This is a genomic window from Flavobacterium macrobrachii, assembly GCF_014486675.1.
GTDB lineage: Bacteria > Bacteroidota > Bacteroidia > Flavobacteriales > Flavobacteriaceae > Flavobacterium > Flavobacterium macrobrachii.
The window spans coordinates 1-24,860 of sequence record NZ_JACTAC010000055.1 but is presented as its reverse complement, the minus strand read 5'-3'; the positions used below and the strand labels follow the sequence as shown (position 1 = coordinate 24,860).

The window sequence follows — 24,860 nt, the reverse complement described above, 5'->3', positions numbered from 1 at the left end:
TGGCGTATTTACCAATGTACCTATTGGAACACACACGGTGCATGTATGGGATGTTCGCGACCCGAATGGTTATTCGTGTGGAGAAGTAAGTATAGAAGGCGTACAAATTATAGACTATCCACACTACTTTACACCAAATGGTGATGGCTATCACGACACTTGGAACATAAAAGGATTAGAAAACTTTGCTGATGCGACTAAAATTTATATATTTGACCGCCATGGCAAGCTGTTGAAACAAATTAGTTCCGATAGTGATGGTTGGGATGGAACCTATAACGGACAGTTGATGCCATCAACGGATTACTGGTTTAAGGTAGAATATCCAGAAGCCGGTGTTATGAAAGAATTTAAAGCGCATTTCTCATTGAAAAGATAAAAACCATGAATTTAAAAAAAGCTTATTTAGTATTATTGATTGTGATTACTCAGGTGTCGTTTTCTCAAGAAGGATTACCTGTATATTCTGACTATCTTTCTGATAATTATTATCTACTTCATCCATCAATGGCTGGAGCAGCTAATTGTACGAAAGTTAGATTAACAGCTAGACAACAATGGTTTGGTCAAGAAGATGCACCTGCATTGCAAACTATTAGTATGAATGGTTCTTTAGGTGAAAGATCTGGTGGAGGAATTATTGTCTTTAATGATAAAAATGGTTATCATTCTCAGACTGGTATGAAATTAACATATGCGCATCATCTAATGTTTTCTCGAGATAATGTTGATTTAAATCAATTATCATTTGGTATGAGTGCGGGATTTGTTCAAAATAACCTTGATGAAAGTTCTTTTTATGTTAATAATCCAGGTTTTGATCCAGTAGTGTTTGGTGACATACAAAGAGCTTCTTATTTTAATGTAGATATTGGAGCATCGTATAATTTCTTGGATTTTTATGTGCATGCTACCGTTAAAAATGCATTGGCTAGTGATAGAAAATTATATACCGATAGTGAACCAGTTAATTTAAGACGTTTCATTTTGAATTCGGGGTATACTTTTGGTGATCCTGATAGAATTATTTGGGAACCTTCTTTTATGTTTCAGTTAGTTACTCAAACTCAAGAGAAAACAATTGATTTAAATATTAAAGCATACAAAGAGCTTGATTTTGGAAGACTTTGGGGTGGATTGTCATATAGAAGAAGTTTAGATGGAGCACAATATGTTCGTGGAAATGGTGTAGCTGATCAAAAGTTACAGTATATCACTCCAATTGTTGGTTTGAATTTCAATAGTTATATGATTTCTTATACTTATTCTCATTTAGTTGGAGATGTTAAGTTTGATGCTGGTGGTTTTCACCAAATTACATTAGGTCTTAACTTGTTCTGTAAAAGAGAGAAATACCACTGTAATTGTCCTGCAATTAATTAATAATTTTAATATTGTCCCGAATTTATTCGGGACTATTTTTTTAATAATGGTTATAAAAGCTGTAAATGGAAAATCTCCTCAAATTCCAGAGGATTGTTTTGTTGCTGAAAATGCAACAATTGTTGGTGATGTTACTTTTGGTAAATCATGTAGTGTTTGGTTTAATGCAGTAATTCGCGGTGATGTTCATTTTATCAAAATAGGCGATAATGTGAATATTCAAGATGGTGCGATTATCCATTGTACCTATCAAAAGCATCCAACTGAAATTGGGAACAATGTTTCTATTGGTCATAATGCTATTGTTCATGGTTGTAAAGTGTATGATAATGTTTTGATTGGAATGGGTGCAATTGTGATGGATAATTGTGTTGTTGAAAGCAACTCGATTGTTGCTGCTGGCGCTGTGGTTACGCAAAACACGGTTGTAGAATCGGGGACGATTTATGCTGGAGTTCCTGCTAAGAAAGTTAAGGATATTAATCAGTCGGATTTTGCTGGTGAGATTGAACGTATTTCTAATAATTATGTGATGTATTCGAGCTGGTTTAAGGAAGATCAATAGGAGCTAAAAGTTTGTTTTTAGCCCCGATTGAAGCAAGCTACCGTGTAGCGCGAAAAGCGGGAAAATGGTTTAAAAGATTTTTGGAAGTTTGGCTTCTAAAAATCTTTTTTTATTATTGGATAATTGTCTTTCAGGATTTTTTCGATAGCGGTTGGGTTGGCATTGGTGAAGAAAATGTTTTTTGGTTGATGGTTTTCTGTATTCAATGCGTTTATTTCGGTTAGTATGTTTTTGGTTTGTTTTGCAACGGCTTCGCCTGAATCGATGATTTTAATGTGTTTTGGAAGTATTTTTTTGATTTGTGGTAAAAGATAGGGGTAATGACTGCAACCTAGCACAAGATAGTCGATATTGGCTTCTATCATGGGTTGTAGATATTTGTTGAGTAGTTGTTTTATTTGAGGCGAATTGATTTTACCTTCTTCAATTAGCGGTACGAGTCCATGACCAATTTGTTCGATGATTTTGGTTTCGTGAAATTGTTGGGCGGTTTGATGAAATAGTTCGCTGTTTAGAGTTCCTTGTGTGGCGAGAATTCCAATAGTTTGGGTTTTTGAATGTAATGCTGCCGGTTTTATGGCTGGTTCAATACCGATGAATGGAACTTGGTATTTTGCTCTTAGTTCTTTGATGGCATTGGTTGTAGCTGTGTTGCAGGCAACGACTATGATTTTGCAATTTTGATTGAGAAGAAACTCAGTGTTTTTAATGCTTAATTGGATGATTTCTTCTTTTGATTTTTGTCCGTAAGGTGCATTTTTGCTATCGGCGAGATAAATGGTGTCTTCGTTTGGCATGAGTTCATGGATTTCTTTCCAAATGGAAGTTCCACCAATTCCTGAATCAAATAGTCCTATTGGGTTGTTTTTTGTCATAGTAACAAAAATAAAAAAAACTGCTCAATCCTGTTGAAAGGTTGAGCAGTTTTTTACTTTTATAATTAAGCTTTTTATTAAAAACCTAAATCTTTTTTAACATCAGCAGTTAAATCTGGTCCATCAGCAAGAAGTAGTTCAGCTGCATTAAGTACATACTGGAAACCTTTTGCTTTTCCAACTTTAATAATAGAAGCTTTGATTTTATCGTATAAAGGTGCTACTAGGTCAGTTTCTTTCTTTTGTAGTTCTTTTTTAGCATTTTCGCCATAGTCAGTAATACGTTTGATTAAGTCTTGAACTTCAGTTTGACGAGTTGCATTTACTGCTTCACCAACTGTTTCGGCTTCTTGATCGTATTTTTTAATTTTTGCTTGGTATTCGTCTACCATTATTTTGTATTCAGCATCGTATGTTGTTTGCAACTTTTCTAATTGTTTTTTAGCATCAAGCATTGCAGGCATTTTAGAGATAATTTCATTTACATCTACGTGTGCAGTTTTTGCTTGAGCATTCATCGTTTGCATTGTTCCTAGAAACACAACTCCAGCGATTAGTAATGATTTCAATCTTTTCATTGTTTTAAAAGTATTAATTAATTATTGTTATTCTTCTTTTTTTGGTTCTTCTTTCGGTTGATTTTTTTTGTCTTCCCTAGCTTTTTTTGCCGCTTCTCTATCGGCTATTATTTTTTTCTTTTTTTCTTCAAGTGCTGCTTTTCTGTCTTCTAATGTTTTTGCTCTTTCGGCTGCTTTGTCTTCTTTGGCAGTTGCAGTTCCATCAGCTTTTTTCTCAATTTCGATTGTTTCTTCTTTATTGTCATTTGCAGAAACCGTGCCAGATTTTTTTGCTTCTCTTTCACTTGCAGCAGCATCTCTTTTATCTTGTAGTTCTTTTTTCTTTGCTTCTGCGGCTGCTTTTCTATCTTCTACAAGTTTATCTCTTGCTGCTTTTTTATCTTCTAAAGCTTTTCGTCTTGCTGCTAGTGCTGGATTTTCATCTTCAAGATCTTCCTCGTATTCTTTTGCTTCTTGTTCTTTTAATTGTTTTTTAGTTCGTTGTTCCCGCTTTTCTGCTCTTGTTATTGTTCTAATAACTTGATCACTAATATCGTGTCTTTTGGCGGCAAAAAGCATAGTTAAATCAGATGATTTGTCAAATACGAAATCAAATTTTTTAGCTTCAGCTATGTCTTGAACAGCAGTAAAGACTTGGTCTTGAATTGGTTTAACTAAAACTGCTTTTTGAGTTATTAAATCGCCATTTGGACCAAACTTTTTTTGCTGAAAATCAATAAGTTCACTTTCTTGGAAAGCAATTTCTTCTTCTCTTTCTTCAATTAGTTCGCGGGTTAATAATGGTTTTTCTGTTTTTAAAGCATCTTTAAGTTTGGCAATTTCTACTTTTTTTGTCTCAATATCTTGTTTCCACTTCTGTGCTTTTTGTTCAAGCTGACTTTTAGCTTCAGTATAATCAGGAACGTTCTGTAGGATATATTCCATATCTATAAATCCTATTTTAGTTCCTCTGCCTTGCGCACTGATTTGTGATGCAAAAGTAATGGCTAAAAGTGTTAAAAAATATTTTTTCATATTATTATGATTTTAAAATATGTATCAAATATAATTAAAATTGTTGACCAATAATAAAATGTGTTTCCCAACCATTCTTTTGTGTTGTTCCTGAATTTGGTACAGCATCAAATCCGTGAGCAAAGTCAATACCAAGTAGTCCAAAAGCTGGCATAAATACTCTAAGTCCAAATCCAGCTGATCGCTGAAGTACAAAAGGGTTGTACTCTTGAAAGCTATTAAAAGAGGAACCAGCTTCAAGGAAACCTAACGCATATATTGATGCAGCCGCTTTCAATGTTAATGGGTATCTTAATTCTAGAGAGAATTTATTATAAATTGTTCCTCCATCTGCATTTGATAGAGATTGGTTGGGATATCCTCTTAGTTGTATTACTTCTCGTCCATCAAGTGCAAAGTTTGCTAATCCATCACCTCCAAGGAAGAAACGTTCAAAAGGAACCATTCCTCTTGCATTATTATATGAGCCAAGAAAACCAAATTCGCCTAAAGCTCTTAAAACTAATGCGTTTTTTTGTGAACCAGCTATTTTTGTATAAGAGTCTACTTTGAATTTCAATTTATAGTATTCTAGCCAATTAAATTTTTGTTGATCAACTTTGGATTGATCGGCTGCTGCATCTCGGTAGTCGTTTACAACTTCATAAATTACTGCTCCATTTGCCAAAGTTTCAGCAACGCCCAAATAATCACCAACTTGTGGATATTGACCTGTACTAGTTTCTCTGATTGTTAAGGTTGTATTAGATGTGAATTTTAATTTGTTTTCTTCTAAATCCCCAAGTTTTGCATAATCTACACCATTCCAAAGTGAATATGGTAATGTAAATTTAGCAGAAACACTATATTCTGCACCCGATGTTGGATAGATTGGATTTACTCCTTTGTTATTTCTGGTTAAACCTACAGTAAATGCTAAATTTCTTGAAGCTCCATCTCCAAAAGTAAATAATCCGGTGTTATAATTATTTAGGTCATAATATTGGAAACTGGCTGATCCTGATAAAACAAAATAATCATCTGGAATTGTAAGTCTTTTTGCTAAACCAACAGAAAGTGAAGTAATGTTAAAACTTCTTGTTCTGTCTACATCTCTTGATGTTCCTGAGAAAAGAAATTGTTTACTGTGAGATAATGATGTTGAAAAATTTATTGGTTTTTTTCCGCCAAACCATGGTTCAGAGAAGGATAAACTGTATGTTTGGAAGAATGAACTTGCTTGCGCTCTTAATGAAACTCTTTGACCATCACCCATTGGAAGTGGTTTGTATGCTTCTTTGTTGAATAAATTTCGCATAGAAAAGTTGTTGAACGAAAGTCCAAGTGTCCCAATAAATCCTCCACCGCCAAAACCACCTTGAAGTTCAATTTGACTAGAACCTTTTTCTACTAAATTATATTCGATATCTACAGTTCCTGCTGCTGGATCTACATTCTTGAATTTAGGATCAATGGCTTCTGGATCAAAGAAACCTAACTGCCCAATTTCTCGAATAGTTCTAACCAAAGCTTCTTTGCTGTATTTTTCTCCAGGATGTGTTCTTAATTCTCTGTAAATAACTCTATCGTGAGTTTTATCATTACCAACAACTGTAATGTTATTAAAATAGGCAATTGGACCTTCGGTAATTCTTATTTCAAAATCAATTGTGTCGTTTTCTGTTTTTACTTCAACGGCATTAATACTCGAAAATAAATAACCATTATTTTGGTATAAGTTCGTTAAATCGTCAGCATCTGGTTTTGTTTTATCGGCTATTCTTTTTTCAAGTAAAACACCATTGTAAGTTTCTCCTTTTTTGATACCTAAAACACGACTTAAAAGTTGGTCAGAATATACTGAATTTCCTAAGAATTTAATGTCGCCAAAATGATATTTTTTTCCTTCTTCAACTTTAATGTTGATGGCTAATTTTGATTTTTTCTCATTTAAGAATACTGAATCCGATACAACTCTAGCATCACGATATCCTTTTTCTTTGTATTTAGATACGATGGAAACTAAGTCTTCTTTGTATTTGTCTTTTACAAATTTTGATGATTTGAATACTCGAATTGGATTGATTTGCTTGGTGTTTTTCATGGCGCCGCGCAACTTTTTGTCCGAATATTTTTCGTTGCCTTCAAACGTTATTTTTGAGATTTTAAGTTTATCTCCTTTATCAATGTTAACCAGCATTTTAACCATGTTACCTTCGGTTGTATCTGGAGTTGTAGTGATGAAAACTTTGGTATTGAAAAAACCGTCTTTTTTGTACTTGTTTTCAATATAGTTTTTAGTGGTTGTGATAAGGTTTTCGTTTACAATTTTTCCCTTTGTTAACGAGTTGTCTTTTATTAACCCTTCGATTTTTGATTTTTTTACACCTTGAATCTTTGCATCACTTAACTTTGGAAGTTCGGTGATAAAAAGGTCAAGCCAAATACTATCGTTTTCAGTTTTATTTACATAGAAATCGATGTCGCTAAAAAGTCCAAGTTTGCCCAATTTTTTGATGGCATTACTAATTTCTTCTCCAGGAACTGTAATTTGTTGTCCTTTTTCAAGTCCAGTAAAGGTAACAACGGTTTGTTGGTTGTAGCTGATTTTTCCAACCACATTTACATCGGCTAAAATATATTTTCTTCCTTGAGAAAACGGTAATCTTTCTTCTTGGGCTTGTAATTGAAAAATATTTCCAATACATAAAGCGATTAGAAATATTTTTAGGGTATTTATTTGCACTGAAAATCTATTTAATTTGTTCACTTGTTTTTCCAAATCTTCGTTCTCTTTTTTGATAGCTAATGATGGCATCATATAAATCGGTTTCTTTAAAGTCGGGCCAAAGAACATCAGTAAAATAAAACTCTGCATAGGCTATCTGCCATAGCAAAAAATTACTAATTCTGTGTTCGCCACTGGTTCGTATTACCAAATCAACATCGGGTAAATTGTGTGTGTAAAGATGCTGATTAATAATTGATTCATCAATATCGTCTTGAGAAATTATATTATTTTTAACTTTACTACTTATGTTTTTAACAGCATTTAACAACTCTTCTCTCGATCCATAGCTTAGCGCTAGTGTTAGCGTCATTCGGCTATTGTTTTTTGTTTTTTCTATGACTGTTAGTAATTCTTTTTTAGCAGATGAAGGGAGCAAGTCTAAGTTGCCTATCGCATTTAATCTGATATTGTTTTTTTTAAGTGTATCGAGTTCTTTTTTTAAGGATGAAATGAGTAATTTCATCAAAGTTTCTACTTCTAGTTTTGGACGATTCCAGTTTTCGGTAGAAAAAGCATATAGGGTAAGGTTTTCTATTCCGAGTTTGGCACAACTTTCTACTGTAGTTCTAACTGATTTTGTTCCGTTTTCATGGCCAAAAGCTCTTAGAAGTCCTTTTTGTTTTGCCCATCGACCATTTCCGTCCATGATGATGGCAAGGTGTTTGGGTAAATTCTCTTTATCTATAGTAGTGTTCAAACTCATTTTTTTTACTCTGCACAATAGCATGGTTTTTCTCCAAAGGTATACGTTATTGTTATTCCCGAAAAAAAGTACCAATCATTACTGTTAATATTTCCAAATTTTAGCGTTGCCAAATTTTCATTTTTAGGATTGCTTCCGTCTAAATTGTCAGTAAATGTATATCTCGCTCCAACTTCAACTCCAATGACAAAATTTTGAATAAGGTTACTTTTTATACCAACAACCATTGGTATAGCCAAAGAACCTTCACTGTAATCTTTTCTTGTTTCTCCGTTTAGTACAAAAAGCTCATCATATATAAAATAGGACAAGCCCGAAAATACATAAGGCGTTGTTTTTCTTTTTAATGCTTCATGTAAATTGAAATCAAAAAAATTGAATTCCAATCCTGCTGAAAACTCTTTAATACTGTTACCAAATTTATAACCACGCAAATTTCTGTTAGGAACATTTGAATTTAAGTCATCCGCAGTAATCGATGATTGCATGTATGAAAATCGATAGGCATGTCTCGGACTTTTATTCCATTTGTACAAAATTCCAAAGGCAAATTCATTTGGATTAACATAATTTGTTTTTCCAACATCGCCAACATAGTTGCTTCCACCCAAAAATGCACCAATCTCATGGATTTGTGCATTTGAAATGTTTTGAAACAATAAAAAAATAAACAATACTAAACTCTTTTTCATTCAATTGAAAATAGCGTGCAAATATAACAATTCTCACTACGTATGAAACATCAAATGTGGATTTATAACAAATAATGTTAAAGTAGTTAACTTGTTGAACTTGAACCGTGATGTTTTTAAAACGAAATTTTTGGCTTTGTAGTATATTTTTGGGCAAATTTTTCTAATTTCTTTTGTCTTCGCCCCAAAGAAGTTTGTTTCGCAATGTTTTAAAAAAGGTTTCTTCGGGAATTTCTACCATTTTAATTTTGAAAGGCGTTTTGCTGATGGTTAATTCGGCATTGTTGTTAACCGATACCATTCTAGAATCTAATGAAACCAAGTATTGTTCTTCTCTTCCCGAAACTTTTAGTTTAATAATGGTATCATCAGGAATTACTAGTGGTCGAGCATTTAAATTGTGTGGCGCAATTGGTGTTATGACTAATCCTTTTACTTCGGGAGTTAAAATTGGTCCGCCACAACTCAGTGAATACCCGGTTGAACCCGTTGGTGTTGAGATAATTAATCCATCTGCCCAATACGAATTTAAGTATTCGCCGTTTAAAGAAGTTTCGATAGTAATCATCGAAGTGGTATCTTTTCGGCTAACCGATATTTCGTTCATAGCAAAGTTGATGTCTATTCCAATTTCATTGGTTGAACAATCCATCGTTAAAAGTGTTCGTTCTGAAATGGTGTATTTTTTTTCTAAAACAACTTTTAAAAAAGCTTCGATATTTTCTTTTTGAACTTTGGCTAAAAAACCCAATCGACCAGCATTTACTCCAAGAATTGGAATACCCGAGTCGCGAACAAATGTTGCTGCTCTTAAAATGGTTCCGTCGCCACCAATACTAATTAATATGTCGAAACTACTATTTAAGTCTTCGTGAGATGAAAATGTATTGTATTGTTTTTCGACGATTTTTTCTTCGTAAAGAATTTTCAAAAATTTCTCTTCAATTACCATTTCAACGTTATTTCTGTTGAAAAAAACAAAAATATCCCGAATAATAGGTCGCGTGTCGTTTTGATAATATTGTCCGAAAATGGCAACTTTCATGGTAAGTTTAGAATTTAGAATTTAGAATTTAGAATTTTTTATAATTCAATTTCTAATTCAATGGTTACATATTTAAGTATTTGTCTAAATATTCTGAACGTTCTTTTAAATTGTTCAAATAATTATCTTCGTGATGTTCTGAGATAATTTCATAGTTGTATCGCCTGAACGTTTGAATAATATCGTTCAAACCACCAAGTGTAATTTTTACTGTTACTTGAACTTTTTCATTATTGGCTTCCGAAACAAAAAGTCCTAACAATTTTCCGTTATTGCTTTCAACAATTTGTGCAATTTGGCTCATCGAATAATCTATAGCGGCTTTTTCAACCACAATAATTCCTCCTGTTTCTTTTAAAAATGGCGTTTCGTTTAAAAATTTTATCACATCGGTTATTTCATAATAACCAATATAATTGTTGTTTTCATTTAAAATAGGAACAAGATTAGCATTATTTCGAGCAAAAATCTCCAAAACATCTAACCAAATGGTTGTATCTCTTACAAAAAAACCTTCTAAAGCATAACGATAATCTGCAATGTTTTTACTGAAATCAAACGTTTCAGCATCAACGGATGATATACAACCTTGATAAATTCCGTCTTCCAAAACAGGAAAATGTGAAAAAGTGCTTTCTGCAAAAAAATCTTGAATTTCTGCTACAGTTTCGCCACTTAAAAAAGGTTTAAAATCGTTATTGATGTATTCCGAAAGTACTCTCATCTATTCTTTTCTTTTAGCGATTGCAAAATAATCAAATTTTTGGACATGATGACTTGCTTTAACTTTGTATTTTTGTTGAAATTTATTAATGGTCTTAGATACACGGATTTTTTAGGATTAACTTCAAAAAATAGTAATCTGTATCTGTAGCTAAAAGTTAAAAAAAATGACAAAATTAAGCGTAAACATCAATAAAATAGCAACTTTACGAAATGCTCGTGGCGGAAATGTCCCCGATTTATTAAAGGTTGCAACGGATATTCAAAAATTTGGTGCACAAGGAATAACCATTCATCCGCGACCAGATGAAAGACATATTCGCTATCAAGATGCACGCGATTTGAAATCCATTGTTTACACCGAATATAACATTGAAGGAAATCCGCAACACAATTTTATCGATTTAGTACTCGAATGCAAACCAACACAAGTAACTTTGGTTCCCGATGCGATTGGTGCGATAACTTCGTCGGCTGGTTGGGATACAATTAAATTCCAAGATTATTTAACCGAAGTAATTTCAGAATTTCAACGAAACGGAATTCGGACCTCAATTTTTGTTGATCCAATTCACGAAATGATTGAAGGTGCCAAAAAAACTGGAACCAATAGAATTGAATTATATACAGAAAGTTTTGCACATCAATACAGTTTAGGAAACGAAAAAGGAATCGAACCGTATAAAAAAGCCGCAATTTTAGCCAATGAATTAGGTCTCGGAATTAATGCAGGACACGATTTGAGTTTGGATAATATTAAATTTTTCAAAGAAAACATTCCAGACTTATTGGAAGTTTCTATAGGTCATGCGTTGATTTCGGAAGCCTTATATCTTGGTTTGGATAATGTGGTGAATATGTATTTGAATAAACTAAAGTAAAATTTATGATGTTTTCAAGAATAGAAGGCGAAGGAAAGCCACTTTTAATTATTCATGGTTTTTTAGGAATGAGTGACAACTGGAAATCATTTGGCTCACTTTATGCTGCCGAAGGTTTTCAAGTTCATATGCTCGATTTAAGAAATCATGGAAAAAGTTTTCATTCCGATGAGTTTAGTTATGAAATTATGGTAAACGATGTTTTGGACTATTGTCAACATCATAATTTGTCAAATGTTTCAATAATTGGTCATTCGATGGGTGGAAAAGTAGCGATGCTTTTTGCAACAACATATCCTAATTTGGTTGAAAAATTAATTGTAGCTGATATTGGTCCAAAATATTATGCGCCACATCATCAAGATATTTTAGCTGGATTGAATACGGTTGATTTTTCTGAAAAACCAGATAGAAGTCAAGTAGAAGAAACACTTTATCCATTTATTCCCGATTTTGGAACACGACAATTTTTAATGAAAAATTTGTATTGGATTGAACCAGGACAATTAGCATTTCGATTTAACTTGCCTGTTTTTAATGAAAAAATTGAGCAAATTGGCAAGGCTTTACCAGCCGAAAATCATTTTGAAAAACCAGCACTTTTCATTCGTGGCGGAAATTCAAAGTACATTTTAGATTCTGATTTACCCGAAATTCAAAATCATTTCCCTAATTTTAAACTCGAAACAATTCCAAACGCTGGACATTGGCTTCATGCTGAAAATCCAAAATTGTTTTTTGAAAAAACTATAAAATTTTTAAAATAAACTATGAAATTAATTATCAGATTACTTGTAACGGCAATTTTAGTAGTGATATTGTCATACATTATTAAAGGTATTCAAGTTGATGGATTCCTAACAGCATTAACCGTTGCCATTGTTTTAGGATTACTAAATCTTTTTGTAAAACCAATTTTAGTTGTATTAACATTACCAGTTACAATATTTACCCTTGGATTGTTTTATTTAGTTATTAATGCCGCCATGATATTGCTGTGTGACCATTTTGTCGACGGATTTAAAGTTGATACTTTTTGGACAGCTTTGATATTTAGTATTGTTTTATCATTATCGCAGTCAATCGTCTTTAAATTGACAAATAATGACTAAAATAAAAAGCTAAAATTCAAATATTTAAAAACTTTGTTGGGTTGTGAAAAAGTTGTACTTTTGCAACCCAATTTTAGTATGTAAAAAACACAAGAAATGAATATCACAAGAAATAACGTAGATGCTTTAAATGCAGTAGTTACAGTAGAAGTATCCAAAGCAGATTATGCTGAAAAAGTAGAGAAAGTTTTAGCAGATTATAGAAAAAATGCTTCAATTCCTGGTTTTAGAAAAGGAGCAGTTCCAATGAGCTTGATCCAAAAACAATATGGAAAAGCAGTTTTATTGGATGAAGTAAACAAATTGTTGCAAGATAATTTGAACAAATATTTAGTAGAAGAAAAATTAGATATCCTTGGAAATCCGCTACCAAAAGTAACCGAAGATTTCAATTGGGATGTTGAGGATTATAAATTTGAGTTCGAATTAGGTTTAGCTCCAGAATTCACTGTGGATTTAACAGCAAAAAATGATTTGGTAAAATATACAATCGTTGCCGATGATAAAATGTTGAACGACCAAGTAGCTAGAATTCAAAAACAATACGGAAAACTCATCGCAAAAGACGTAGTTGAAGAAGGAAACGACGTTTCTGGAGTTTTTGCTAACGAAGAAAAAGCAATTAACAATAGAACGACTCTTTCTTTAGACGTTTTTGCAGATAAAAAAACAGCAAAAGCTTTTATAGGTAAAAAAGTTGGCGATGTGGTAACGTTAAAAACCAATGGTTTATTTGACGATGATCACAAATTGATGGATTATCTTGCTCTTGGACACGATGATGTTCACGGTTTAGATATCGAAGTTACCTTTACAATCGATGAAGTAACAACACATGAACCAGCAGTTTTAGACCAAGAATTATTCGATAAATTATTCGGATCAAAAGTGGTAACTTCAGTTGATGAATTGAAGGCAAAAATCAAAGAAGATGCTGAAAAACAGTTTGCACAACAAGCAGATCAAAAATTCTTAAACGATGTTACAGAGTTTTTAATTGGTTCAACAAAATTTGATTTACCAGCTGAATTCCTAAAAAAATGGATACAATCAGCAGGTGAAAATCCTCTTTCTGCCGAAGAAGCTGAAGCTGAATTTACAAAATCTGAAAACGGTTTACGTTACCAATTAATCGAAGGTAAAATCATTACTGAAAATGGTTTACAAATCACTTTCGAAGATTTAAAAGCATACACATCAGAATTGATTAAAAAACAAATGGCACAATTTGGTCAAATGGATCCATCAGACGAAGATGTACAAGGAATTGTTGCTCGCGTAATGTCAAACCAAGACGAAGTTCGTCGTTTGTCTGAACAAGTAATGAACGAAAAAATGTTGAATTTATTTAAAGATAAAGTTAAAGCAAAATCTAAAGAAGTTTCTTATGATGACTTCATCAAAGCAATGTATGGTGAGATTTAATTAAAAAAGTAGTATCTTTGAGCGTCATTTCTGAAAAGATTTGACGCTTTTTGCTTGTTTTAAAGCTAATTTTCGGCTTTAATCATTCAAATTCAAAGAGAGTTTAACATAATTACTTTTTTTAAAAATGAACTACGGAAAAGAATTTAAAAAATTTGCAACAAAAAAGCATGGTGTTAACAGCTTATATTATGATAAGATTGTAAATAGCATGACACCATATATCATTGAAGAACGTCAGTTGAATGTATCTCAACTTGACGTTTTTTCACGTTTGATGATGGACAGAATTATATTTTTAGGAACAGGTGTTGATGATCATGTGGCAAACATTATCCAAGCACAATTACTGTTTTTAGAAAGCGTTGATGCGTCAAAAGATGTTCAAATCTACATCAATTCTCCAGGCGGAAGCGTTTATGCTGGACTTGGAATTTATGATACAATGCAGTACATCAAACCAGATGTAGCAACAATCTGTACAGGAATGGCAGCTTCAATGGGAGCCGTTTTGCTTTGTGCTGGTGCAGCTGGAAAACGTTCTGCGTTGCCTCATTCAAGAGTAATGATTCATCAACCTTCAGGCGGAGCACAAGGTGTTGCTACGGATATGGAAATCAACTTAAAAGAAATGTTGAAACTAAAAGATGAGTTATATCAAATTATTTCGCAACATTCTGGACAAACTTTTGATAGAGTACACAAAGATTCAGAGCGTGATTATTGGATGATTGCTGATGAAGCTAAGGAATACGGAATGATTGACGAAGTGTTGAGAAGAAGTTAATAAAAAGATTTTTTCCCCATAAAAATCAAATAAACCTATAAAAAATGGCAAGAGAAGTATTAGAATGCTCGTTTTGTGGTAGAAAAAAACCAGAAACCAATTTGTTGATTGCTGGAATTAATGCACATGTTTGTGACCGATGTATTGAACAAGCTCACGGAATTGTGCTAGAAGAATTGAAAACCAACTCTAAAGTTAAGGTTTCTTCCGATTTAGTTTTGCGAAAGCCAAAAGAAATTAGAACATTTCTTGATCAATATGTAATTGGACAAGACCAAACTAAAAAAGTAATGGCTGTTGCGGTTTATAATCACTACAAAAGATTGATGCAACATAGTGCCGTTGATGATGTGGAAATTGAAAAGTCAAACATCATTATGGTTGGACAAACTGGAACAGGAAAAACATTGGTAGCAAAAACCATTGCAAAAATGCTCGATGTTCCGTTAGCGATTGTTGATGCAACCGTTTTAACCGAAGCAGGTTATGTAGGTGAAGACGTAGAAAGTATTTTAACACGTTTGCTTCAAGCTGCCGATTATGATGTGCCAAAAGCCGAAAGAGGAATTGTGTTTATTGACGAAATTGATAAAATTGCTCGCAAAAGCGATAATCCGTCGATAACGCGTGACGTTTCGGGTGAAGGTGTGCAACAAGCTTTGCTTAAATTATTGGAAGGAACGATTGTAAATGTTCCGCCAAAAGGTGGAAGAAAACATCCAGACCAAAAATTTGTGGAAGTAAACACTCAAAATATTTTGTTTATTGCTGGTGGTGCTTTTGATGGAGTAGAACGAATTATCTCAAAACGATTGAACAGGCAAGCGGTTGGATACAGTAATTCAAAAAGCGGAGACAACATAGATAAAGACAATTTGCTGCAATATATTATTCCAAAAGACATAAAAGATTTTGGATTAATTCCTGAAATTATTGGTCGTTTACCAGTTCTTACTCACATGGATCCGTTAGACAAAGAAACCTTGCGTTCTATTTTAACCGAACCTAAAAATGCATTAATCAAGCAATATGAAAAACTTTTTGCTATGGATGATGTGAAGTTTAGTATATCAAATGAAGCGTTGGATTTTATTGTGGATAAAGCATTAGAATACAAACTTGGCGCAAGAGGATTGCGTTCACTATGTGAAGCCATTTTAACCGATGCCATGTATGATTTACCAAGTAGTAATGAAAAAACACTTCATATTGATAAAGAATACACCGAAGATGCTTTGGGTAAAAATTTATTAAAACGATTGGAAATAGCGTCATAAAAAATCATTTTTAATTTGACAGAAAACATAAAAAAACCACTCTATTTGGAGTGGTTTTTTGGTTGTTAATAGTTATGTCCTCATGATGATAATCAGCTATAACTTTAAAAAATTCTTCAATTTTATAGTAAAAACTGTGTTTTTAAAACTTCGGGATAAAAGATGTCGAGCTTTATGTTTTTTTGAAAAGTTAGATTTTAGAAAGAGCTGTGCAATAGTTGTCGTTGTTAACGATAGTTCTTAATCTTTATTAAATTTTAATATAACATTTTTGTTATATAACATTTTTGTTATATATTTGCATTGTAAAAGAAGTTTTTAAGTAATTGTCTAACCATTAATACCAATTTCAATTATGGCGTCCGTAAACGAACTATTGAAGCTGTTGAAAAAAGATGGTTGGTATATACATCGAAATGGTGCGAACCATGATTTGTATAGACATCCAACTAAAACTGGCCAATTAACAGTCCCGAGACATGGGAGCAAAGAAATGGCAAAAGGTACTTACAATAGTATCTTGAAAGCAGCAGGACTTAATTAGTCCTGTTGCTCTCAAAAAAAGAATAAATAAACGTTATTAGCAATTAAAAAGTTTTTTAAAAGTAAGTAATCATTCGAAGTAAGCCAAGAAAGAAGTCTAAAATAAGCACACACTGAGGCAAATTAGCAATTAACAACAGGCAAAAGGGAAAAAAAGATGAAAGCACAAACCGTATTAACAGTAATCGTAGAAAAAACTGGTACTGGTTTTTCTGCGTATACCAAAGAGATTGATGGGTTAGCCACCATTGGTGATGGCCTAACAGAATTAAAAAGAAATTTTAACGAAGTTCTTCATTATCATGTAGAATATTTACAGGAACAAGGAGAAAACGTAACAACCAATGATTTTATAACAAATTATGTTTTAGATTTAGAACAGTTTTTTGAGTATTTTAATGTTATTAATAAGTCAGCATTTGCAGAACATTATGCAGGTATTAATCAAAGTTTATTTAGACAATACACAAAAAAGTTAGCGCCATTATCAGACGATAAAATGCTACAAATTTCTCGTGGATTACATAAATTAGCTGATGAATTAAGCGATTTGACTTTAGTTTAATGAAATTAAACAGGTATCTTAAACTCTTCTTATACTTAAAAACCCCTTCATTGGGGTTTTTTATTTATTCAGGTTTATAGAATTAAATATACAAAACTATTCAAAATAGCGAAGAATACTTTTTAAAACCAAAAATCCCTTAACTTGAGGGGTTTTTAGCTTCAATTTTTTAAAAATAATTCGTGAAAATTGGTGCAATTCGTGTTTTTCTTCAAAACAACGTGTTTTTACTTCACAAAACCGCCGCCGCTATTTACTTTCTCCGTTTCGATAGTAGTGTTTTCGTTTTGTAGTTTTAAGTTTCCAAAGTTATACGTCAACGAAATTCTAAAATGTCTCGTGTCATTCTTTTCATAGAAACGTGTTTGCAAATTGGTCGAAGAAATCAAAGCATTTACTTCGTTTTGATTGAAAACATCAAACATATGTAAACCCAATTTCAGTTTTTTGTTCATGAAATCTTTATTAAACGAAATATCAAATTGTTGGATTGGTTTGGTAATTTTGTAAATTTCCCAAACACCACCTTCAGGTAAAATGAAATAATTCAACGTATTTTTTACATCCCAAGGCAACATGATTTGCGCTTGCGCACCATAATTCCAAACTGGCGAAGAATCAAATGAGAAATCGTATCCATCTGTTAAATTCTTGATGTAATTGATGTTTACGAAGATGTAATTCATCTTGTCGATATTGTTCATTCGTTTTTGGAATTCTTCTTTTCCTTTGAAGAAATAATCCAACGGAATTGGGAAATTAGCATAAGCACTGAATGTCTTAAATCGATCAAACTGTTGGAACGTTTGTGTGCTAACCAATTCGCCTGGTTCAGCCGTCATCAAGAACAAATTGTGATCTTTAGAAACGGTATAATTTGTTCCTAATTGTATGAATTGCAACGCTGAAATTTTAAATTCAAAATTGTCAAAAAAGCTTGGGTTCAACAATAAATTTCCTCCCGAAGTGTTGTATTGGTCAAAATTTCCACCATTTGGATCCAAAACACTATAACTAGGTTGTGAAATTTTTCTCGAATACGAAGCGGTAACATTTACATCATTGGTTACTTCATACATTGCACTAACATTTGGAAACAAATTATTGTTCTTAAAATCAATATTCGTTTTTACATCATCAACAATTCCAATTCTATCCACTTCAAAATTTTCAAATCGCAATCCAGCCGTTAAATGTAGTTTTTTGATTTTTTTTCTAACTTCAGCATAAAAAGCTAAATTGGTTTCTGTATAATCAAAATCGATTATATCAGTTGTAGCCGAATTCAAGTTATAACTTCCAATGTTATTTACTTTTATTGTGTTGAATTTTCCACCAGTATTTACCGAAAGATTTAGTTTTTCAAATGGAATGGCAAAATCATATTTCAAATAATAATTCAGTAAATCAAAGTTGCTTTTGAAGTTATTGAAACTTGACATATTATTTTCTACAGCACTAGTTTTGGTGTCTGGATTTCGACTAAAAACATTGGTAAACGCAATTACATCAAGCGTTCTGCCAATTGTATCTAACTTGGTTTTGTATTGCAAACTGATTTCGTGGTTGCTTGCTTTTGTTTTAGTTGTTCCATTGTTGAAATAATCTGGAATTTCTGAACCAAAAGTTATTGCATCAAAATTTCCTCTATCGTTAGAAAATGTTGTATTGTAATTAAATAACAAGTTGGATTTTTCACTTAATCTGTAATTGGTTCCAACTCTTGCATAAAAATTTCGGTTGGTGTTTATATTCAGTCGGTTTTGGTCTATGAATTTGTCTGGATCAAAAGAGGTAAACGTTTGTCCGTTTTTAGATTTTTGTTCCCATTCGATATAATTATAACCAATCATTGTTTGCCAACTCAAGTTTTTTTCTTTTCCGTTGAGCAAAATCTGAGGACTTGGTTTTTGGTATTTATTGAAATTGTAGTTAATGTTAAAACTAGCGTTTATTCCTTTTAATCGTTTCGTACTTGTAACTAAATTGATAATCGAACCGCTTGCATTGGCGTCAAAAGCTGCTCCAGGATTGTAGATTAATTCCGCTTTTTCGATTGCATTTGCAGGTAATGAAGATAAATAATTCTCCAAATCGCTTCCGCTCAAAGTACTTGGTGCGCCGTCAATATAAATGACAACGCCTTTTCCGTTGAGTGATAATCCGCCAGTTGGAGAAGCAATTACGCCAGGCATTTTTTTTACGGCATCATACGCATTTCCAGTGCTTAACATCGCATTATCTTTTACGCTAACCGTTGTTTTATCAGAATCAACTTTGATGAATTTTTTCTGTTGCGTGATGGTAACTTCCTTAAGTTCTTTGGGTTTGATAGTGTCGTTTTCTGTCTTTGTTTCTTGGGCAAAAACAGTTGTTGCTGCTAAAGATAATGCAGCCATAAAGAATGATTTCATTTTGATTAATTTTCGATTGATGATTATCAATAAGACTTTAATCAGATAAAAATGTTACAATCAAAAATGATTTTTTAGCAAATGTTTTTTTGCTCAGTTGCTTTTTCAATGGAACAACTTCTTGGTCCGCAACCCATTCTTTTTGGTCCGCAAGAAGTTAAAAACCCGAATAGAAGTACTATTAAAATAAACTTTTTCATTTTTTCATTTTAGAATATTTTTCAATTTCTTTTTCTCGTTCTATTAAAAAATTGTCATCGATGATTTGAAACATACAAGGAATTCTATGAATACTCATAATACCTTTATTGAATAACAAATGTGCATACATGTTTAATTCGTTGTGATTTTCTCCAAAATCAATAGTAGGATATTCTTTCTTTGCTATTAACTTTACCAATGAATCAAACTTAATTCTGTTTTTAAATTCAGCTAAATCATTTTTTGAATAAGAATTAAATCCAATATTATTTAATGCTGCGGTATCTTTAAATTCAAAATATCGTTCTTTATTTTGAAGTAGAATTTCAGTGTAACGTTTTATGTCTTCTAATAGAATTTCATCGTCATGTTTTTTGTTTTCTCTTCGTAAAGCACCGTATAAAAAATCAGGATAAGTACAAATTTCCTTTATTTCATTAGTGTTTAGGTTTTTTACATTTACAACAATATAAGAAGCTGTGTGAGTGTTGTTTTTGTAATTGACTAATTTAACGTAGTTTGTATATCGAATAGAATCAGCTGTTGATTTGAATTGTTTTTTCTCTTTGCTTTTTGTGTTATTGCAAGCAACTAGGAGTAAAACTAAGAAAAGTAAAACAAGTTGCTTCATCCTCAAAACGATTTCTCCGTTTGCATTCCAATAAGTTGTTCCAAATAATCTCGTTGATTGGAAAGTCTCGGAATTTTGTGTTGTCCGCCGAGTTTGTTGTTGTCTTTCAACCAATCATAAAACAAGTTTTCTCGCGCTACATTAATTTTTAATTGGTTTAATGTCATGTTGTTGTAGCGTTTCGCCTCATAATCAGAATTTACCGATTGTAGATTTTCGTCCAAAACTTTTTGGAACAAATGAATATCTTCGGGATGTTTTTTAAACTCAATCATCCATTCGTGTGCGCCTTTTTCTTTATCTTTCATAAAAATAGGAGCAACGGTATAATCTTTTACTTCACAGTGTAAAGCGGAACACGTTTTTGCAATGGCCGAATCGGTGTTTTCAACCATTAATTCTTCGCCAAAAACATTAATATGATGCTTCGTTCGTCCTGAAACTCGAATTCTGTATGGATTTAATGAAGTAAATCGAACCGTATCGCCAATCATGTATCGCCATAAACCTGCATTGGTAGTGATGACAACTGCATAATTTTTGAATAATTCTACATCGGCTAAACGAACAATTTTTTGATTTGGTGTGCCAAAAGTATCCATCGGAATAAATTCATAGAAAATACCATAGTCCAACATCAGCAGTAAATCGTTGGAATAATTCAAGTCTTGAATGGCAAAAAATCCTTCGGATGCATTGTAGATTTCGTAGTATTTGAAATTCGAATTTGGTAAAATCTTTTTGTATTGTTCGCGATACGGTTCAAAACTTACGCCGCCGTGAAAATAGACTTCTAGATTTGGCCAAAGTTCAAAAAGGTTTTCTTTTCCCGATTCAGTTAAAATTCGGTTTAACAAAACCAACATCCATGAAGGAACACCAGCAAAACTGGTTACATTTTCGTTTCTAGTTTCGTTGATGATGGCTGTGAGTTTGCTTTCCCATTCGCTCATTAGCGATGTTTTATTGCTTGGTGTACTACTGAATTCTGCCCACATTGGCATGTTTTCAATCAGAATTGCTGACAAATCACCAAAAAAAGTATTGTTATTTTCATGAATTTGTGAACTTCCACCGAGGCGTAAACTTTTGCCTAAAAACATTTCGGAGTTTTCGTTATTGTTCAAATACATGCAAAGCAAATCCTTGCTGGCTTTGTAATGACAATTCTCTAAGGCTTCGTTACTAACGGGAATAAATTTGCTTTTGGCATTGGTTGTTCCGCTTGATTTGGCAAACCATTTGATTGGTGTATTCCAAAAAATATTTTGATAACCTTTGCGCGTTTCTTCAATCATCGGTTCCAAATCTTCATAGGAAGAAATCGGAATTCGTTCGGCAAAAGTAGAATAGGATTTTATGCTTTCGAAATCATATTTTTTTCCAAGAACTGTTTCTTCACATTGGCGAAGCAAGTTCATCAATAATTCGTCTTGAACTTCATTAGGATATTTTAAAAACAACTCAATCTGATGAATGCGCTGTTTCAAAACCCATGAAGCAATTGAATTTATTAATGGATATAACATGTTTTGAATTAAGAATTAAGAATTAAGAATTAAGAATTAAGAATTAAGAATTAAGAATTACGAATTACGAATTACGAATTACGAATTTTGTCAATTATTCACTAATTACTTTAAATTAGATACAAAGTTTAAAATCGTTTGTGCAATTTGATTTTGTCCTTCTTCACTTGTAATATATTCTCTGTCAGTTGTGTTTGAAAGAAAACCCATTTCTAGAGTTAAAGCTGGAACTTCAGAATTTTTTAAAATCCAAAAAGGTGCTTTTTTTACACCGCGGTTTTTTAAAGGAATATTTTTTTCGAAGTCTAATACTAGTTTTTGAGCCAATTCGTTAGATTTTTCATAGGCAACCGATTTATCGGAAACAAAAATTTCGAAACCGCTAGCTGTTATATTTTTATTTTGATTGACATGTAATGAAAGTACTAAATCTGGTTTGATACTGTTAATGAAGTTTGTTCTTTCGGCTAATTCTACGAATTTATCGTCATCACGAGTGAAAAAGAATTTGATATTTTTATCAGAATTAAGCGCTTCAATTTTTTTAGAAATTTTGTCTGCTAAATCTTTTTCTAACAAATCATTGTGTTTTACACCAAAATCATGTCCGCCATGACCAGCATCAATAACCACAGTAATAGTTTCTTTTTCAGAAGAAATAAACGATACGGTTGCAAAGGCAACAACGAGAAGTAAAGCTTTGAATAGGTTTTTCATAAGGATAGATTTTGGTTAAACATCTACTTGAATAACGCTAAAATACTAAAATTATTATAAATTTAGCCAAAAATCTGAAATTGATAGTATGACATACGAAGGCGTTCTCACCAAAATGCAAACCGAATTTTCAAATCCAATTCAATATTATTTGGTGTTTGAAAATAGTTTTTTAAGCTTAAACCAACTTTTAGACAAATCGATGGAAATTAATTTCGTTGGTTATCAATGTTTGAATTGTGGTAAAAAGAAAAAAATTTTCCGACAAGGATTTTGCTATGATTGTTTTATGAGTTCGGCTTCGGCTGGCGATTGGATTATGAAACCCGAACTTTCCACAGCGCATTTGGATATTGAAGACAGAGATTTAGAGTATGAAAAAAAAGTACAACTCCAACCGCATATTGTGTATTTGGCATTGTCGAGCGATGTAAAAGTTGGCGTTACGCGAAAAACTCAAGTTCCAACACGCTGGATTGATCAAGGTGCTGTTCAAGCCATTCCAATTGTTGAAGTTCCCAATCGTTTTTTGGCAGGAATTACCGAAGTTGCCTTGAAAAATCATTTTGCCGATAAAACCAATTGGCAAAAAATGCTAAAAAATGAAACGCCAGAAGTTGATTTGCTAAAAGAAAAAGCGTCATTAAAATACTTAATTCCAAAGGAAGTTCAAGAATATTATGATGTTGATAAAAACGATTTATACGAATTGCATTTTCCAGTTTTAGAATATCCGAAGAAAGTAACTAGCTTAAATTTGGATAAATCTCCCAATTTTTCTGGAAAATTAACTGGAATAAAAGGTCAATATTTACTTTTTGAAGACGGAACAGTTTTTAATGTTCGCACTTTTGAAGGTTATGTAGTGAAGATTTCGATTTGATCTAATAAAAAAAATATTTTTAATACATCTTTTTTTTTTAATTTAGTTCACATTAATCAACTAAATCTTTAAAATTATGAAAAACTCTATCTATCTATCTATCTTGAGTGTGCTTTCATATACTAGTCATGCACAAATTGAAACTTGGCGATGTGTTGAAGTGACAAATCCCTATTTTACAAATGTTTCAGTAAATCAGAATCAATCTCCTCCAATACCTGATTATAATCTTGACATCGACTCACAGAGTTATCCTGACTCTGATCCTGAGAGGAAACATGCATATAAAGTTAAGTTTTATATAATAAGAGATGATAATGGTGATAGAACTGATTTTGTTGGTGAAGAAATTGTAATGAATGCAATTAGAGATTTGAATTTGAATTATAAAAATTCCAATATATATTTTAAATATGGAGGTTTTGAATATGTTGATGATTCAAATTTAACAGGAAATAGGAGTGTTCAATTTTTATATGAAGCTTTCAGTGATTTTTTTGTTGATCCAGATGCTTTTAAATTAGTTATATTAGATGGTGCTATTTCATTAGGTAATGATGAAAATGGAAACGAAGTGACTGTACCTGGTCTCGCACCACCATATTCTACTGTTTCATTTTATAGTTACAGAGGAATAACTTCTAGAAGAATTCCATCTCATGAAGTTGGGCATAATTTTAATTTAAAACATGTTTCAAGTACTATGGAAAATGTTATTAGGTTACAATATGAAGGATCTGGATATAATGCTCAATTTGCAGGTGATAAAGTTCACGATACACCAGCTTACAAGTCTTGGAATAATAATCAATTCAATAGTTCAGGTATTTATGTAGGTGATGATATAGATAATAATGAGGCATTGCCAGTGAATGATGTTAATAGAAGATATAGTAGTCAGAGTCCTAAAATCAATAATTTAATGTTTGTTCATGATGGAGAGGATTTGGCAATGGGTTATGAATTTACTCCTGGACAAGTAAAAAGGATGCGTTACTATATTTCAGAAGATGAAACAACAAGTACTTATGATTTTATTGGAGCATCTGTTCCAATTGAATCAATATATGAGCCTTTTGAAACTATTCTAGTTGAGGGAGAAACTGTAGCAACTGTAACAGATAATGGAGATGGAACAGCAAAAGTTTGTAGAAATATTTTACAGAAAGATAGATTTCAAAAAGGATTTTATATGAGTTTCTCAGATGATAATGAGGAAAATTTTTTAACTTCAACGCCAAATGATTTGGTTGAAATTGTTTCTCCAGTCAGAAATTTATATAATAAAATAGCTTCAATATATGCTGATTTTGAGGTAAAAATTCCAGTACCTTGCTACAGAGGTACAATTTGTGTAAATGAACCGTATATCGGTGGACAAATTATTTCCACTCAGGTTTTAGGCTCTATGAATTTAACCGTTAAAGAGCTAAATGATATTGAAGTAAATGATCCTGCGCTTTTTGAACAATTGTTGGAACAGTATTATCATATTTTGAAAAAAATTACTAGTTCAGGCGTAGTAGATGAGAAAGTTATTTATAAAT

At 32.4% G+C, this 24,860-nt stretch carries 26 protein-coding genes; 13 read left to right on the top strand and 13 right to left on the bottom strand.

Annotation, left to right across the window (positions count from 1 at the left end; translation table 11 throughout):
* The first annotated feature begins 37 nt into the window (after positions 1 to 37).
* The 3 genes from IAI56_RS11815 to IAI56_RS11805 are packed head-to-tail and all read left to right on the top strand — an operon-like array spanning position 38 to position 1,948.
* Entirely contained in the window at positions 38 to 379 is a 342-nt protein-coding gene (locus tag IAI56_RS11815; protein ID WP_342354541.1) for a T9SS type B sorting domain-containing protein, read from the top strand.
* Between the two features lie 5 nt (positions 380 to 384).
* A complete protein-coding gene (locus IAI56_RS11810) occupies positions 385 to 1,383 on the top strand; it encodes a PorP/SprF family type IX secretion system membrane protein (protein WP_187658068.1) in 999 nt (332 codons plus the stop codon).
* 46 nt (positions 1,384 to 1,429) lie between these two features.
* Positions 1,430 to 1,948 carry a gamma carbonic anhydrase family protein gene (locus IAI56_RS11805; RefSeq protein WP_187658067.1) on the top strand — a complete coding sequence of 173 codons (519 nt, stop codon included), beginning with the start codon at positions 1,430 to 1,432 and terminating at the stop codon, positions 1,946 to 1,948.
* A 95-nt stretch (positions 1,949 to 2,043) separates the two neighbouring features.
* On the opposite strand, the gene murI is transcribed toward IAI56_RS11805, so the two are convergent.
* From murI to IAI56_RS11765, 8 genes are all read right to left on the bottom strand, one after another.
* Positions 2,044 to 2,823 carry a glutamate racemase gene (gene murI / locus IAI56_RS11800; protein WP_187658066.1) on the bottom strand — a complete coding sequence of 260 codons (780 nt, stop codon included), beginning with the start codon at positions 2,821 to 2,823 and terminating at the stop codon, positions 2,044 to 2,046.
* Positions 2,824 to 2,900: 77 nt separating this feature from the next.
* Entirely contained in the window at positions 2,901 to 3,401 is a 501-nt protein-coding gene (locus IAI56_RS11795; RefSeq protein WP_187658065.1) for an OmpH/Skp family outer membrane protein, read from the bottom strand.
* Positions 3,402 to 3,428: 27 nt separating this feature from the next.
* Complete coding sequence (locus IAI56_RS11790; protein WP_187658064.1) at positions 3,429 to 4,415, bottom strand: OmpH/Skp family outer membrane protein; 987 nt, start codon at positions 4,413 to 4,415, stop codon at positions 3,429 to 3,431.
* 34 nt (positions 4,416 to 4,449) lie between these two features.
* Positions 4,450 to 7,215, bottom strand: coding sequence for a BamA/OMP85 family outer membrane protein (locus IAI56_RS11785; RefSeq protein WP_187658063.1), 2,766 nt, complete (start codon positions 7,213 to 7,215; stop codon positions 4,450 to 4,452).
* The gene (locus tag IAI56_RS11780) at positions 7,148 to 7,888 is read right to left on the bottom strand and encodes an undecaprenyl pyrophosphate synthase (protein WP_187658062.1); all 741 of its coding nucleotides are present in this window, start codon (positions 7,886 to 7,888) and stop codon (positions 7,148 to 7,150) included. Before IAI56_RS11780 ends, IAI56_RS11785 begins: the two co-directional genes overlap by 68 nt.
* Before the next feature lie 5 nt (positions 7,889 to 7,893).
* A complete protein-coding gene (porG, locus tag IAI56_RS11775; protein WP_187658061.1) occupies positions 7,894 to 8,580 on the bottom strand; it encodes a type IX secretion system protein PorG in 687 nt (228 codons plus the stop codon).
* 163 nt (positions 8,581 to 8,743) lie between these two features.
* Positions 8,744 to 9,625, bottom strand: coding sequence for an NAD kinase (locus IAI56_RS11770; RefSeq protein ID WP_187658060.1), 882 nt, complete (start codon positions 9,623 to 9,625; stop codon positions 8,744 to 8,746).
* A 64-nt stretch (positions 9,626 to 9,689) separates the two neighbouring features.
* A complete protein-coding gene (locus IAI56_RS11765; protein ID WP_187658059.1) occupies positions 9,690 to 10,349 on the bottom strand; it encodes a CBS domain-containing protein in 660 nt (219 codons plus the stop codon).
* Between the two features lie 166 nt (positions 10,350 to 10,515).
* Between IAI56_RS11765 and IAI56_RS11760 the strand changes: the two genes are divergently transcribed.
* From IAI56_RS11760 to IAI56_RS11725, 8 genes are all read left to right on the top strand, one after another.
* Complete coding sequence (locus IAI56_RS11760) at positions 10,516 to 11,229, top strand: pyridoxine 5'-phosphate synthase (RefSeq protein WP_187658058.1); 714 nt, start codon at positions 10,516 to 10,518, stop codon at positions 11,227 to 11,229.
* Between the two features lie 5 nt (positions 11,230 to 11,234).
* Positions 11,235 to 11,996 (top strand): alpha/beta fold hydrolase, encoded by a 762-nt coding sequence (locus tag IAI56_RS11755; protein ID WP_187658057.1) that lies wholly within the window; start codon positions 11,235 to 11,237, stop codon positions 11,994 to 11,996.
* Positions 11,997 to 11,999: 3 nt separating this feature from the next.
* Positions 12,000 to 12,341: a phage holin family protein gene (locus tag IAI56_RS11750; protein WP_187658056.1), complete on the top strand. Its 342-nt coding sequence runs from the start codon at positions 12,000 to 12,002 to the stop codon at positions 12,339 to 12,341.
* Positions 12,342 to 12,437: 96 nt separating this feature from the next.
* On the top strand, positions 12,438 to 13,766 hold the full coding sequence (tig, locus tag IAI56_RS11745) for a trigger factor (protein WP_187658055.1): 1,329 nt from the start codon (positions 12,438 to 12,440) through the stop codon (positions 13,764 to 13,766).
* 127 nt (positions 13,767 to 13,893) lie between these two features.
* Positions 13,894 to 14,553, top strand: a complete 660-nt coding sequence (clpP, locus tag IAI56_RS11740; RefSeq protein ID WP_187658054.1) for an ATP-dependent Clp endopeptidase proteolytic subunit ClpP — start codon at positions 13,894 to 13,896, stop codon at positions 14,551 to 14,553.
* Positions 14,554 to 14,597: 44 nt separating this feature from the next.
* Positions 14,598 to 15,830 (top strand): ATP-dependent Clp protease ATP-binding subunit ClpX, encoded by a 1,233-nt coding sequence (clpX, locus tag IAI56_RS11735; RefSeq protein WP_187658053.1) that lies wholly within the window; start codon positions 14,598 to 14,600, stop codon positions 15,828 to 15,830.
* 355 nt (positions 15,831 to 16,185) lie between these two features.
* Positions 16,186 to 16,374, top strand: coding sequence for a type II toxin-antitoxin system HicA family toxin (locus tag IAI56_RS11730; protein ID WP_187658052.1), 189 nt, complete (start codon positions 16,186 to 16,188; stop codon positions 16,372 to 16,374).
* 156 nt (positions 16,375 to 16,530) lie between these two features.
* Positions 16,531 to 16,938 (top strand): hypothetical protein, encoded by a 408-nt coding sequence (locus tag IAI56_RS11725; RefSeq protein ID WP_187658051.1) that lies wholly within the window; start codon positions 16,531 to 16,533, stop codon positions 16,936 to 16,938.
* 227 nt (positions 16,939 to 17,165) lie between these two features.
* Here IAI56_RS11725 and IAI56_RS11720 read toward each other — a convergent pair whose 3' ends face one another.
* The 5 genes from IAI56_RS11720 to IAI56_RS11705 form a co-directional block, all read right to left on the bottom strand.
* A complete protein-coding gene (locus IAI56_RS11720; RefSeq protein ID WP_187658050.1) occupies positions 17,166 to 19,352 on the bottom strand; it encodes a TonB-dependent receptor domain-containing protein in 2,187 nt (728 codons plus the stop codon).
* Between the two features lie 74 nt (positions 19,353 to 19,426).
* The gene (locus IAI56_RS16375) at positions 19,427 to 19,552 is read right to left on the bottom strand and encodes a hypothetical protein (RefSeq protein ID WP_262896770.1); all 126 of its coding nucleotides are present in this window, start codon (positions 19,550 to 19,552) and stop codon (positions 19,427 to 19,429) included.
* Complete coding sequence (locus IAI56_RS11715) at positions 19,549 to 20,184, bottom strand: hypothetical protein (RefSeq protein WP_187658049.1); 636 nt, start codon at positions 20,182 to 20,184, stop codon at positions 19,549 to 19,551. Before IAI56_RS11715 ends, IAI56_RS16375 begins: the two co-directional genes overlap by 4 nt.
* Positions 20,185 to 20,186: 2 nt before the next feature.
* On the bottom strand, positions 20,187 to 21,713 hold the full coding sequence (locus IAI56_RS11710; RefSeq protein WP_187658048.1) for a GH3 auxin-responsive promoter family protein: 1,527 nt from the start codon (positions 21,711 to 21,713) through the stop codon (positions 20,187 to 20,189).
* A 105-nt stretch (positions 21,714 to 21,818) separates the two neighbouring features.
* Positions 21,819 to 22,430, bottom strand: a complete 612-nt coding sequence (locus tag IAI56_RS11705; protein ID WP_187658047.1) for an N-acetylmuramoyl-L-alanine amidase family protein — start codon at positions 22,428 to 22,430, stop codon at positions 21,819 to 21,821.
* Positions 22,431 to 22,518: 88 nt separating this feature from the next.
* Between IAI56_RS11705 and IAI56_RS11700 the strand changes: the two genes are divergently transcribed.
* Both IAI56_RS11700 and IAI56_RS11695 read left to right on the top strand, forming a co-directional pair.
* Complete coding sequence (locus IAI56_RS11700; RefSeq protein ID WP_187658046.1) at positions 22,519 to 23,313, top strand: DUF2797 domain-containing protein; 795 nt, start codon at positions 22,519 to 22,521, stop codon at positions 23,311 to 23,313.
* A 103-nt stretch (positions 23,314 to 23,416) separates the two neighbouring features.
* Positions 23,417 to 24,860 (top strand): zinc metalloprotease (locus IAI56_RS11695; protein WP_187658045.1); only part of this gene is annotated, 1,444 nt, incomplete at its 3' end.